Below are 13,278 nucleotides of genomic sequence, written 5' to 3'. Positions count from 1 at the left end.
TGAAGCTCTGTGACAAAGTGACTTCTATTTAGAAGTGCGAGCGAATCAACAAACCGTAACATAAAGTGAACCTTGCCGCCTCGTTAAAAGAAACCTAGCAATAGGACAAAGGGAAGTTGAGCCTGGTGAATATAGGAGAAAACCATGGAAGACGTGAAGAACTTGGAAATACAGCATCGAAGAATCCTTCGGGGTACGGAGGATGGTATGTTGAGAAAGTAGTGTCTGGAACTAGGGAGACCCTCCTTTGCCCTTTCTTTCAGAAAGGAGAGAGAAAGCCTATAAGCATATGCGAAATGGTGGACTGTAAAGAGGGAGTCGGAGGAGATCATAGTACTGAATATCATAACCACAACACAACGTTATGTAGGGAAGGACCTCTACTTTGTTCATAAGTTGGAAGGAGGTACGAGTGAGTGAATACTGGAAAACTTGCTAACTACACTGATGTAAAAGCTCAAGAACTTTGGAAGACTTTATATCTTTGTGCCAAAGAAAATTCAAGCCGAAGATTTCATGCGTTGTATGATGAGATTTATCGTCCTGGTATACTAGCTGAAGCATGGTGAAGAGTAAAACGGAATAGAGGAAGTGGAGGAGTGGATGGACAAAGAATTGAGGAAATTGTGCACCAATATGGAGAACGTAACTTTCTAAATGAGTTGTAAAAGGAGCTCAAAAATAAGTCATATCATCTACAAGCTGTGAGAAGAACCTATATTCCAAAGGGGGATGGAAAACAAAGACCACTTGGAATTCCTACGATCAAAGATAGAGTTGTACAAATGGCAACAAAATTAGTCATTGAACCAATCTTTGAAGTTGATTTTCAAGACTGTTCGTATGGATTTCGCCCGAAACGAAACGCGCATCAAGCGATATGGAAGATACGGAAAGCGAGTAAAACATCTCATTGGATAGTAGGCGTAGACATCAAGGATACTTTGATAACATTAATCATGATAAATTAATAAGGCTTGTAGAAAGAAGCATCAGTGACCGAAGAGTGTTAAAACTCATTAGAAAATGGCTGGAAGCGGGAATCATGGAATATGCGCAATTTCATGAAACGACAGTAGGTACACCACAAGGTGGCGTGATATTTCCGTTACTTTCTAATATATATTTAAACTATATGGACACCATTTGGGAAAAGAAGTGTAAACACTTGGGGGAACTAATTCGATATGCCGATGACTTTGTCATCGTATGTCAAACAAAACAACAAGCACTAGAAAGTATTCGGATACTACAATCCATTATGAATAAGTTAGAACTTACAATCTATACAGAAAAGTCAAAGCTAGTGAATACGTGGGATGGCAACGAGGGATTTGATTTTCTAGGATTTCACCATCGAAAATACCCTAAACCTGTGAAAGGCGGGAAGAAAGTGTATGTGATGGCATATATTCCGAGCCAGAAAGCCATGAAGAAAATGCGAGAACGCATTAAAAGATACACAGAGCCGAGGAACAAACTGTATTTACAATTAGAAGAGATGGTAAAAGGTTTAAATAGAATTCTATAAGGGTTCAAGAACTATTATAGTGTTATCTTCAATTGGACAGAGGTGGCTATGTAAAATAGACTGGTATGTCCTAGAACGGTTGAACCTTTTCTGGAATAAGAAAAGAAATGTTAGAAAGAAACATGGCCGTATCAAGGAATTGATAAAGAAAACAACATACATACTCGTGAAAGTAGGAAGCTAGAATAAACGGAAAGCTAAAGAAGGAAGAATATCGGAAAGCCGTATGAGGAAAAACTTCACGTACGGTTTGATGAGGCGAAGCCATCCCTAAAGAAATTTAATCTGTTTCAGTTTTCTACTCTACGAGAATATATTGGGGGATGTTTCGAGTGTGACTATCTCTCGCTAATGAACCAATAGATGGGTTTTCTGGTGATAATTTTATTGTTTTACATTTATTTCAATTAAATTCATTTGATGAATAGGTTACTAAGTGAAATGTTTATCTAAACTCAGTATCAGTATAACAAGAAAAAATAGTAAAAAACAGTATTGTTTTGGTTATATATGTATATTAGGATTTATTTAAGGTTAGGAGGGGATAGTGATTAAGAAGAAAATTTTGTATTCTTTGATTTTTTTAGTTTGTGTTTTTGCAATTTGCGCTGTCTATTTCTTTTTCTTTCAACGTACGGGTTTGGTTAAAATAAATCAATCAGACAACCTTGCTTTACTAGAAAAAAGCAAAAAGGAGCAAGTAAGATCATGGGCACTTTCGAATTTAAATTCTGAATATTATGAATTTAAATCTAAAAGTAAGATTAAGGTTGCGATATTAGACAGTGGAATAGAAAAACAACATGATGATTTAAAAAATCTTGTAATTAAAGAATACAATGTAATTGAGCCGCAACATCCAGTAATTGATGTTTTAGGCCATGGAACGACTGTGGCGGGTATTATCGCAGCACATAATAACAAAATTGGAATCACTGGCGTTGCAGCATCGCTAGTGGAACTCTATGATGTTAAAGTTCTTAATGATGATGGAAAAGGAAAGATTGATAATTTAGTTCAAGGTATTAATTGGTCCGTTGAAAACAATGTTGATGTGTTAAACATTAGCTTTGGTATGTCTTCTAACCATCCTGAACTTGAGTGGGTGATTGAGAAGGCGATTCAAAAAGGGATAGTTGTTATTGCAGCTGCAGGTAATAATTATGGCGGAAAAGTTGAATATCCAGCTAATTATAAAGATGTTATTTCAGTAACAGCAGTAAATCACGCTTATAAAGTTGCAAGTTTTGCTGCAAGGAATGGGAAAATTGATTTTGCAGCCCCAGGTGTGAACGTCATAACCACTACAACTTCTAATGGTTATTCGATTGAAAATGGAACATCTCTAGCAACGGCTCACGTAACAGGAATTGTATCTTTAATTCTTGCGAATAAGGAAACATTTAAACTGTCATCTAGCAAAGTAAAGTTCCCTAAAGAAGTGTATAAAATTTTAGAAAAAAATACTGTGGACATTGGTGGCAGTAATCAAATTGGCAATGGATTTATAAAATTATAGTAGGGGTGGAGAATTATGATTAAAAAGATAGTATCATTAATGTTAATCTTTGTTTTAAGCATTGGAATCATTCCAAATGGTAAAGTTTTAGCTGAAGATTGGGTTCAAGACGAGAATATTGAAGTACTTGAGAATAATAGTGAGAAAGTAGAAATACAAACAGAAGTTGAAACGGTAGAAGGTGATGCAACAGTTTCAGCGGCTTGGGATAAAACAGATAACACATTTACAGTGAAATCAATGGAAAAAGATGCAAACGGAAATGAAGTTGAAAAAGAATATAGAGTTGACGTTGAAGAGGCTACTGAGGAAGTGTTTAAAGCGACATTTACCGATATAAAAACAAACGAATCTTTTGAAGTAGATTCTATGGAAGCACATGCTTCTATAGTGTTCTTATTACCGCTTGCAGGCGTAATTGGTCAAGGGCTTGTTTCGCATTTAATCGCGATTGGTGCTGCTGTAATTATTGCAGGTGCTACATATACGGTAGTGGGGAAAGTTGCTGCAGAATTACGAAAGAAAAAATATGATCACTATGCTGCTGTTTTAACAAAAGGTGATTTATATATTGGCGGACCAATCTCTAAAGCAACTGCAGTTTCAAGAATGAAATCAAGTGATAAAAAGAATAACAATGTTTGGTCAAAATCTTATGCTTTAGCCGCAACTGTTGCAAAAGACGCTGGAAACGGGAGAACACCAATTGGCCCTGAGCGTGACAAAGGAAAAACGTCAGCTGAAGGTTATTATTTCCACTTCCATATCCATAATAGAACAGGTGGTCATTCATTCTATTAAAAAGGAGTAGTATATGATAAATAAACTTTATGAAAAATACAAAATGAGAAACATCCCAAATAAATTTTCGATAGACGAAATTGATACAATTTTGAAAAGTGAGTATAGAGCTACAGAAATCAAAAAAAATAAAATTGGTTCCATTTATCTAGATCCAAATATCGAATTTAAAGAAATAGTAAAGTGTTATAAGATCGAGGAAAAGGCTGTTTTGATGGGGTTGTTTAGTGATGCGGAAAAAAAAGATTTTGCTGAAATGATACAACTTAATCAATCTGAACAAAATACAGATTTCGATGAGCAAGATCTTTTCAATAAAGAAATCCAAGAAGGTAAATTAATTGTTATCTTTTTAGCAAGTGCGGATGGCACATACATTAATTACTTCAACTTATTAGGTCATTCAGAGATGATGTACAATAAACTTACAGTTCTTATGGGCTTAGAAAAAGAAGAATGCAATATTGAAAACCCCTTGTTTCAAGAATACTTACAGGCACTAGCCGCGATTGGGTATTTAGAAGAATAAAGTGAAAATCACAGTGATTTGAAGTGAGCTATGAAAATGGAACACATGTTAAAAAAACTAAACCATCTATTCCCTATATACTTAAGGGGATAGATGGTTTGATTTTTTTGAATTTTTATACTTATTAAGTGAATTCAGGAGGTGTTTTTTCTCTTGACTAAAAATAAATAAAATGTGTTACAATGATGATAGAGTATTTAGTGTGAATTTTGCATAAAATAAAAAAGACAGAAGCCTGAGAAACTTCTGCCTTTGTAACCTAACTTGCTATTGTGGTGGTAGTAGGTGCGGTTATAAGACAATTACATTAACGTTTTAGCCGAGAACCGCCCTTACCTTTTCCACGAAGCAGGGTGGTTCTCGCTTTTTTGTATACAGAAATTAGCCACGGACCGACGTATCTTCTACCGATGACAACGCCAGCTCCGGTTAGGATACCATACACTAATTTAATTACAAACATCGCGATCATTTTATCACCTCCCCCCTTTTTTCAAAATGGAAGAGATGATTACCACACCTACTAGTTATAGCTTATTAAGTTACATTTCCATTGTATTATGTTTTAAAATAGGGAACAAGACATATGGATAAAAATCCCTATCTTTAAGCAGAGCATAAGTATCAAGGGACAAGAAGCAAATAAATATACATAAAAAAACGGTATGGACATTACCATCCGTATTTTTTTATGTATTTATAAAACTTTTCCATACAGTGCGTCGTCTAATATATGGGAAGGAGGAAATGATGTGGATGAATTAACGATAGAAGCGTTTGAAATAGAAGATAAGGAGGACCTTATCGACGAAATAATGAACAAGTATGGACAAGAAGTCCTGCAGCTTGTGTATTCGTATGTGAATAATAAAGAGGTTACGGAGGATTTAACGCAAGATATATTCGTGAAATGCTATAAATCTCTTCATACATATAAAGGGAATTCGAATTTGAAAACATGGTTATGGAGAATTGCAATCAATCAATGTAAGGACTATTTAAAAAGTTGGTATAACAAAAAAGTTATCATGACAGAGGATGACTTTACGTATATGGAGAGTCAAAAAGAAAGTGTGGAACAAACTGTCATTCAAAATGCGGAGGATCGTGAACTGGCTTTTGCAGTAATGAGTTTACCGATAAAATATCGAGAAGTGATTTATCTATTTTATTATGAGGAATTATCAATTAAAGAGATTGCTACAGTAATAGAAGTAAAGGAAAACACGATAAAAACGAGACTGAAAAAAGCGAAGGAGCTTTTGAAGGAAGGATTGGAGGAATAATCAAATGGAAGATCGATTAAAAGGCTTGCGAAAATCAATGGAGAACACAACGTTTAAACATTTGAGTTTTTCTGATCAACACCAGAAGCAGGTGCGCGAAAAAATTAAGCAATCGTCCGAAAAGGAAGAAGATATCCTTTTAGCAGTGTTACAACTTCTTATGAATGAAAAAACAGGTTATGAATTGATGCAGTTGCTAAGAGGGAGAGGGATTCAAAAATTCGAAGGTGATGAAGGGTCTCTATACACTTTATTACATCGTTTAGAACAGAATCGCTTTATCCAATCTAGCTGGGATCACGCAGGAGCTAAATATTATCAATTAAATGATAAAGGAAACAAGATGCTGCGAAAGGCAGAGAAGAATGCTACGAAGGCACGATTTATATTAAAAGGATTAGTACAGGAGTGAGAAAAAATTGAATCAAAAAGGGGAGCGTTTTTTAAAAGAAGTTACGAATCATATTAAATCAAAAGAAGCGAAGGACTTAGTAGCAACGGAACTAGATTTTCACTTGAAACAGACGAAGAATATGTGGATAGAGAAAGGCTTAAGTGAGGAAGTTGCTGAAGATAAGGCTGTTGAACAAATGGGAAGTCCAATTAAGCTTGGCCAGGAACTTAATAAACTACATAAGCCAAAGGTTGATTGGTTCTTAATTGGTTTATTAGTGGCTGCGATGGGGCTAGGTTTTTTGCCAGTTATAGCGCTTGGACATGCTGACTTATTAATGAATAAGGTGATATTTGTAATTCTCGGTGTTACAACAGCGATTGGGATGATGCTATTTGATTATCGGAAGTTAGAGAGACTTGGGTGGCTGTTTTATACAATTGGTGTACTTATCTTGTTAATGATAAAATGTTTTCCGACTGCTTCTTTGAATGGAGAACCATTACTAAAAATTGGTTCCGTCATAATTGATTGTTTAATGACAATACCATTCTTTTTTCTAGGCTGGGCTTCTTTTTTCAATAACAGTAGATTAAAGTTTATACATCTTCTCATGTTGTATTTATTTTCTTTATATTTATTTCTAACTACATCAACTCTTTTACCACTGTTCATCTATATCACGATGGTATTTGTTATGCTTTGGTGGAGTAAGTTAGGAAAGAAAACGGCATGGCTCATTACGATTTTACCTATTGTACCATTGATTATTAGGGATCTACTTTCCTGGTCTGCTGTAAAAGAATACCGTATGGCCAGAATTTTAGGAATGTTAAATCCAGAGCATGATCTATGGTATTTACGTTTAAAAGAGGCGATGTCTTCAGCAGGTTGGTTTGGTACATATGAAAATATAAAGTCTATCCGTGCTGCCCATACTGATTTTGTATTTGCAAGTTTGACTTACTATTATGGATATGTACTTGCGCTAGTTCTTGTCGTGATTCTTTCTCTTTTTGCAGTAAGAATAATGAACATAGCTTATAAAATAAATGATGGTTATGGTAAATTGCTTCTCGTTGGCGGAGTGACTCTTTTTGTAATCCATTTTATTTGTAATGTTGGCATGACCCTCGGGATATTACCACGTGTTTCTATATCATTACCATTTATTAGCTACGGATTGATACCAACTCTGTTTCATGCATTTATAATGGGAATTGTGTTAAGTGTATATCGACGTAAAGATATTCCTTTTAGAATGAGAAAAACACCTTGATAATCATCAAGGTGTTTTAGTTATTAGCTCAAAACTCTCCGAATCAGCCTCAAGCACAAAAGGACTAACCTCGCCAACGCTATAAAGGTGCAACTCATGCATTGCTCGCGTACAAGCAGTGTAGAACAATCTACGAACGCTCTCATCGCTGTACGCATCTTCAGAAGCATCGTAAATAATAACAGCGTCAAATTCGATACCTTTTGCTAAGTAAGCAGGTATCACAACAATGCCTTGCTCATACTCGGCTGAGTTACTCTTCACGAGTTTAATATTCTCGATATGACGGAGTGCTTCGTATGCAGCGGCGCTTTCAGTTGCGGATTTACATATAATCGCGATTGTATTGTGATTTTGTTTTTGTAGTTCGGTAACTTTTGTAGTAATATGCTCGTGCAGTTCGCTGTAATCAGCTATTTTCGTTACTGTAGGTTTCTCGCCATCGCGTTCAAAGGCGTGAATGTTCTTCCCTTCCGGTACGAGAGCACGTGTAAATTCAATAATCGGTTTTGTTGAGCGGTAGCTACGAGTTAAGTTAATACCGTTCGTTTCATCTGGTCCGTATAAGCTAGTAAGTGTATTGAAATTCACTGCCTCACTCGCATGGGCAAATATCGCTTGATTAAAGTCTCCGAGTACCGTCATTTTTGCGGCAGGGAAGAGACGTTTTAAAAACTCGAACTGGAACGGCGAATAATCTTGCGCTTCGTCTACGAGTACGTGTTTAATCGATCTATTCGTTTGGAAGCCTTCGATTAATTCTTTTAAAAGTAAAAATGGAGTCGCATCCTCGTAATATAGCTTTCCTTCATCAAGCATGTTTACCGTTAAAGAGCAAATGTCATCCCATTCTTTCGGTTTTTCTCCAGTAACCCACGATGCGTCTGTGAAGAGTTGTTTATATATGCTTGTGAAATTGATGAAGCGCAGTGTTTGAACGCCTTTACGAAGTGGCTTCAATTTTTTACGGACAATCATACGTCCCAGGACTTTCGTTTCTTTCTCATAGTCATTAAAAGAGTTGTCGTCAAACTCGCCTTTTTTCTGTAAATATTTATAAGCCTTTTGATATTCATCTTTACTAAGTAATTCAATTTCTTCTTCTACCCAAGGCTTTTTCAGTTCTGCTTTTTCGATTGCATCTATTTGTTTATTTAGCCAATCCGTTAACTTTTCAATTCGACTATGGAAGCGGAGGGAGGAGTCAGTATTATAAAATTGCTCTGTAATCTCTTTTGCAGAGACGATCAGTTTTCCTCTAAATTTCATTCCTCTAAATAGCATGCCTGAAGATTCAAGAGATTGTCTGTACGCTCTAATCATCTCGAAAAATTGAGTGGATGCTTTAAATCGGATGCTCGCATTTCTCGTTTTATAGGTAGGGCTATTTGTTTCAGTTAACATATATTCCAATTGCTCATAAGGGTCTTCAACATCAAATGACTTACTTAGTCTATGGTTTAAATATTCTTGGAATGTTACTTGCTGCATATTTTCTTCACCGAGTTCAGGTAGTACGTTAGATACGTAGCTATTGAACATAGAGTTAGGGGAGAAGAGAATAATTTGATCCGCTTTTAGCCATTCGCGATATTTATATAGTAAGTAGGCAATTCGCTGCAGGGCAGCTGATGTTTTACCACTACCAGCAGCTCCTTGAACGATAAGGAGTCGGCCTTCATCGTGACGGATAATTTCATTTTGCTCACGCTGAATCGTAGCGACGATACTTTGCATATGTTTGTTCGTACCTTTTCCGAGTGCTTGTTGCAGAATTTCATCACCAATTGTGAGGCTCGTATCGAACATGGAATCAATCTCGCCATTTTGAATAATGTATTGTAATTTTTTCTCCACATTACCGCGAATTACGCCGCCTGGTGTGTTGTACTCAGCTGGTCCTGGTGGGTAGTCGTAATAAACACTTGAAATTGGGGCGCGCCAGTCATAAATAAGAAAGTTTTCTCCGCTTGCATCAGTAAGGGTAGAAACACCGATATAGATTTGTTCTGTGGAAGGTTCGCCTTCTTCAGTGAAATCGATGCGTCCGAAGTAAGGTGCTTTTTGCATACGTCGCAGCGCGGCAAGTCGATTAAAGGTGTGTTTATGGGTGATTTGTGTAACAGCTAGTGATTGAGCTTGTTGTCTTAAGTTGATAACTGTTTCAAGGTAATCATCAAAAGTATCTGTATTCACTTTAACGTCATCCCAGAAGTGTTTACGGATGTTGATTACTTCTGCCCGGCGTCTGCCAGTTTCGTTTTCCAGCTTATCAATTTGCTGCGTAATAGTTTCGATTACGGTATCCAATCGTTTTTGCTCTAGATCAAGTTTTTTGTTCATACGTAAGCACTCCTTTAAAAGTGAAAAATAGAGGTTGACTGAAGAAAAATTTTGTTGTACAATTAAGATACGGATAAATACGTTCTTTATATTTTTTAAAACGTGTTTCTGTACTAATTTAACATAGTTTTTGAATTTAATCAATGATAATAAGATAAACCTTGGTTCCGTGTAGCGTGGATCAAGGTTTTTTTGTGTTTTTAAGAGGGAATCACACTTGTTGTCGTTTTTTGTCGGTAAGTCGATATATTTGAAAAATCGCCGATATAATTTCATTTACCGAATCTGGATATAACTATCGGGAGAAGAGGATATAAAAAAAGCTCGGGCCGAAGCCCAAGCTTTTTACTTCATTATTTCTTTTCTTCTTTTTTATCGTCAGCTTTTTGCTCTTTGAAAAGATCTTTTAAATCTTTATCGTCAACTTTTACGTCAGCTTTTTTGATTTCTTTCATCATTAAGTCATTCATAAATTGAGCATCTTGCGTTTTTTCTTGAGCTAGTGATTTTTTAATATCAGCTTTTGATTTATCGAAAGTTGCATCTGCGTGATTATCAGTTACTTTAATAATATGGTAACCGAATTGTGTTTTTACAGGTTCGCTTACTTCATCTTTTTTCAACTTTTGAGCTGCTTCTTCAAATTCTTTTACCATTTTCCCTGGTCCGAAGAATCCTAAGTCGCCACCTTTTTCTTTTGAACCTGTATCTTCAGAGTATTGCTTTGCTAATTCTTCGAAAGATTTACCTTGAGCAAGTTCATCTTTCACTTTTTTAGCAGTTTCTTCATCTTTTACAAGGATATGACTTGCTTTAATTTCTTTTTTATAATCCTCGAATTTTGCTTTTACATCTTTATCAGTAATCGATTGTTCAACCGCTTTTTCTTGAGCTAATTGAGCACGCACACTATTTTTGATAGTTTCTTCTTTAATACCTTGTTGTTTCATTAGTGTATCGAATTGATCACCGTATTGTTTTTTCATTTCATCGAACTTTTTGTCTACATCTTTGTCTTCAACTTTGTAGTTTTTAATAAGAACTTTTTCCATAACCATGTTGTTTAGTACTTGTTTACCAGCTTGTGTCTTCATTTGATCGTAGAATTCTTCTTTTGTAATGTCACCAGCTTTAGATGTAACGATTTTGTCTGATGATGATGTTCCACATGCTGATAATGCGATTACACTTGTTGCGGCTAAGGCAAGCATAGCTTTCTTCATTCGATAAACACTCCTACTATTATGTATTTTTAATTTATCCTACACCGATGAATTTTAAATTCATAAGAGCCCGATTAAGTCTCACTGATACTTTTGCTTTTTTGTATTGGTAAAGCGCGCTTAACAGGGCTTACCGTGGCTGAGGATAAAGTTTTGATGAATGTTTTGTTCTATAGTATAAGCAATATGTACAAAATTTAATATATCATATTTCGACGCGTTTTCATATTGATAAAGAAAAATTAACCAGTACGTGTCAGATTTTGAAAGTGTGCCATATTGGGCGTATGCCGCATATACAGAATAGAGGAGGGGATGGGGATGAATTCTCAACTTATTTTATTACTTGTACTGTTTATTTTATTGGTTATTGTAGGTATAATTTGCTTATAGAGGAAAAAAGTGAGGAAGGGGCTTTCCTTCCTCACTTTCCATGAAATATAATTTCTATATAACTAGAAATTAATAAAATTGTTATACATACATTAATAACCCGAAAGACACCGGGCTGGCGGCTCGCAGCTATTTGTTTTCGTTCACACAGTGTATGTGTCATGAAATTCGTGTAAAATATAACAAGAAGTGCGAATGCGACAAAAACCACTGTTATAAGTGTCATGAGGCGAGACCTCCTTTTGGCTAAAATACATATACATATATTGTATCACACGATATTTTGTTCGTGTTACAAAATTCAGAAATAGAAGACTTTGTGTTAGAAAGTGAGGGAGAAAATGGACGTTGTTAGAAGATTAGAACAAGCTGAATACTACGTAGACCTACTATTTAAAATGATTGATGAAGAGAAGTGTCCATTTTATTCTTTGATCATAAAGAAAAAAGCTCGTAAAAAAGATATTGAACGTATACTAAATCTTTGTGAAAAACTGAACGAGCAATATGTAGTGGAGAAAGCAGAAGGGCTTCTTTTGTTCGATGCGCTGTTAGATCAATTTGAAAAAGCGCTTCCACATCAGCTCGAAGTAAACGAAACTGCGGAAGCGCTAGCAAAACAAGGTTTATTTAAGCCGCTTATGAATGAATTCTTAAGCATGATTGCGAAAAAATAAATAGATTATTTCTTAACTAACTTTTGATCGGATTCTGTAAAGTTCTCTTCAATATCTTCTAATGATTTCTCAAAAATATCGATGAAGTCTTGTCCGTAAATATTACGCAGGATTGCAATCAGTTCGATATTTTCTGGGAACTTCCCATAAAAATTACGAAGTGCAAGAGCCCCATTAAACACTGAATTATTTTCAGGATCATACTCCTCCATTAAGCGAAGTAGTAATTCTTCCCCTTTGTCTGTAATTTCAATGTACGTATTTCGTTTATCATCTTCCTTTTTTGAGAATACAAGATAGCCGCGTTCTTCAAGCTTTTTAGAGAAGTTAAACGCCGTTGATACGTGCATAACTCCAAACTTAGCAATCTCAGAAATAGAAGCCCCTTTTAAATGATAAGCGATTGTTAAAATATGATGTTCATTAATATTTAAATCGTAAGGTTTAATCCACTGCTGCCAATCTTTCTCTACACATTTCCATAACGCTTTCGATAATTGAGCAATGCGTTGGCTGAAAATCATCGCTTCTTTTACCGAGTAATCTTTTTCTCCACTTTTCATGTACTCACCCACTTTAACATTCTTTTTTCATTACTATCTATTATGCCAGTAAAATAAAAATTAATAAAGTCTTTTTGTGAGAATTGTGAAAATTTTTTAACAAAATGACATTCTATACAAATCATGCATAACTATGGAAGCGTTTTATGAGTCGTGAATACATGCGTTGTCCTTACATGTTAATTGATAACATATATTGTAAATGCATAAAAACACGGCATATCTATACGATATGCCGTGTCAAGGTCAATTTATATAAAAAATATTTGTTATATGCAAAAAACTAAGCAGGAATTTGTTTACGCTTTTTCTGGAACAGCTTCTTGTAGTTTCTCAATTGACTTTTGGATGTCCAAAATTTCTTTCTCAATATGGCGCTTGTTTTGAGAAATATCTTGTTTCCAGTTAGAAAGCGTGTCTTGCATGTCATCTTTTAGTTCTTGAAACACTTCTTTACCTTCTGAAGCAGTTTCAACAATTTGACGCTTTAATAATTTCGTATCAGCTGTAATATCAGCTAAAGTCTTTTTAATATCATTTCCTTTTTCTTTTAACTTGCCGCGCATGTCTTTACCAGAAGAAGGAGTTGAGAAAAGAACGGCTAGTCCAGCAACTGCTCCCCCGCAAATAACACCTGTAATAAAGGATTTAGCTTTTGACATAAAAGGAGACCTCCTTATTTTTTGTTCGTATTCATGATGTAAAACAATATGCATATCTTTCTTATATGTGCTATGCAC

Annotated in this window: 14 protein-coding genes and 1 pseudogene; 9 read left to right on the top strand and 6 right to left on the bottom strand. The window is 35.4% G+C overall.

Annotated features, from left to right (window positions below; translation table 11 throughout):
* The first annotated feature begins 416 nt into the window (after window positions 1-416).
* From ACYFX0_RS08875 to ACYFX0_RS08855, 5 genes and pseudogenes are all read left to right on the top strand, one after another.
* Window positions 417-569, top strand: coding sequence for a hypothetical protein (locus ACYFX0_RS08875; RefSeq protein WP_460270281.1), 153 nt, complete (start codon window positions 417-419; stop codon window positions 567-569).
* 135 nt (window positions 570-704) lie between these two features.
* Window positions 705-1,531 (top strand): annotated as a pseudogene (ltrA, locus tag ACYFX0_RS08870) (group II intron reverse transcriptase/maturase).
* Between the two features lie 547 nt (window positions 1,532-2,078).
* Entirely contained in the window at window positions 2,079-3,050 is a 972-nt protein-coding gene (locus ACYFX0_RS08865) for a S8 family peptidase (RefSeq protein ID WP_016077992.1), read from the top strand.
* 15 nt (window positions 3,051-3,065) lie between these two features.
* Window positions 3,066-3,851, top strand: coding sequence for an SAR2788 family putative toxin (locus ACYFX0_RS08860; RefSeq protein ID WP_016077991.1), 786 nt, complete (start codon window positions 3,066-3,068; stop codon window positions 3,849-3,851).
* Between the two features lie 13 nt (window positions 3,852-3,864).
* Complete coding sequence (locus ACYFX0_RS08855) at window positions 3,865-4,380, top strand: hypothetical protein (protein ID WP_000608809.1); 516 nt, start codon at window positions 3,865-3,867, stop codon at window positions 4,378-4,380.
* Window positions 4,381-4,687: 307 nt separating this feature from the next.
* Here ACYFX0_RS08855 and ACYFX0_RS08850 read toward each other — a convergent pair whose 3' ends face one another.
* Complete coding sequence (locus tag ACYFX0_RS08850) at window positions 4,688-4,852, bottom strand: hypothetical protein (RefSeq protein ID WP_000561154.1); 165 nt, start codon at window positions 4,850-4,852, stop codon at window positions 4,688-4,690.
* 280 nt (window positions 4,853-5,132) lie between these two features.
* On the opposite strand from ACYFX0_RS08850, the gene ACYFX0_RS08845 reads away from it, so the two are divergent.
* The 3 genes from ACYFX0_RS08845 to ACYFX0_RS08835 are packed head-to-tail and all read left to right on the top strand — an operon-like array spanning window position 5,133 to window position 7,339.
* Window positions 5,133-5,666, top strand: a complete 534-nt coding sequence (locus ACYFX0_RS08845) for a sigma-70 family RNA polymerase sigma factor (protein WP_106081495.1) — start codon at window positions 5,133-5,135, stop codon at window positions 5,664-5,666.
* A gap of 4 nt (window positions 5,667-5,670) precedes the next feature.
* Window positions 5,671-6,078, top strand: a complete 408-nt coding sequence (locus ACYFX0_RS08840) for a PadR family transcriptional regulator (protein ID WP_000390149.1) — start codon at window positions 5,671-5,673, stop codon at window positions 6,076-6,078.
* A gap of 7 nt (window positions 6,079-6,085) precedes the next feature.
* Entirely contained in the window at window positions 6,086-7,339 is a 1,254-nt protein-coding gene (locus ACYFX0_RS08835; protein ID WP_001072130.1) for an FtsW/RodA/SpoVE family cell cycle protein, read from the top strand.
* Between the two features lie 6 nt (window positions 7,340-7,345).
* Here the strand turns inward: ACYFX0_RS08835 and helD are convergent, their stop codons facing one another.
* The 3 genes from helD to ACYFX0_RS08820 all read right to left on the bottom strand — a co-directional run bounded on the left by helD (window position 7,346) and on the right by ACYFX0_RS08820 (window position 11,524).
* The gene (gene helD, locus ACYFX0_RS08830; RefSeq protein WP_460270278.1) at window positions 7,346-9,682 is read right to left on the bottom strand and encodes an RNA polymerase recycling motor HelD; all 2,337 of its coding nucleotides are present in this window, start codon (window positions 9,680-9,682) and stop codon (window positions 7,346-7,348) included.
* A 353-nt stretch (window positions 9,683-10,035) separates the two neighbouring features.
* The gene (prsA, locus tag ACYFX0_RS08825) at window positions 10,036-10,905 is read right to left on the bottom strand and encodes a peptidylprolyl isomerase PrsA (RefSeq protein ID WP_000710062.1); all 870 of its coding nucleotides are present in this window, start codon (window positions 10,903-10,905) and stop codon (window positions 10,036-10,038) included.
* Window positions 10,906-11,329: 424 nt separating this feature from the next.
* A complete protein-coding gene (locus tag ACYFX0_RS08820; protein WP_000172690.1) occupies window positions 11,330-11,524 on the bottom strand; it encodes a hypothetical protein in 195 nt (64 codons plus the stop codon).
* Between the two features lie 115 nt (window positions 11,525-11,639).
* On the opposite strand from ACYFX0_RS08820, the gene ACYFX0_RS08815 reads away from it, so the two are divergent.
* Complete coding sequence (locus tag ACYFX0_RS08815; RefSeq protein WP_000383656.1) at window positions 11,640-11,975, top strand: DUF1878 family protein; 336 nt, start codon at window positions 11,640-11,642, stop codon at window positions 11,973-11,975.
* A gap of 5 nt (window positions 11,976-11,980) precedes the next feature.
* On the opposite strand, the gene ACYFX0_RS08810 is transcribed toward ACYFX0_RS08815, so the two are convergent.
* Both ACYFX0_RS08810 and ACYFX0_RS08805 read right to left on the bottom strand, forming a co-directional pair.
* Window positions 11,981-12,538, bottom strand: a complete 558-nt coding sequence (locus ACYFX0_RS08810; protein WP_000834924.1) for an HTH-type transcriptional regulator Hpr — start codon at window positions 12,536-12,538, stop codon at window positions 11,981-11,983.
* A 299-nt stretch (window positions 12,539-12,837) separates the two neighbouring features.
* Window positions 12,838-13,200: a YtxH domain-containing protein gene (locus ACYFX0_RS08805; RefSeq protein WP_000030302.1), complete on the bottom strand. Its 363-nt coding sequence runs from the start codon at window positions 13,198-13,200 to the stop codon at window positions 12,838-12,840.
* Window positions 13,201-13,278 lie beyond the last annotated feature (78 nt).

The organism is Bacillus sp. NEAU-Y102, assembly GCF_054788175.1.
Note: the sequence above shows the minus strand (reverse complement) of the source record. Positions and strands in the feature narration are given on the sequence as shown.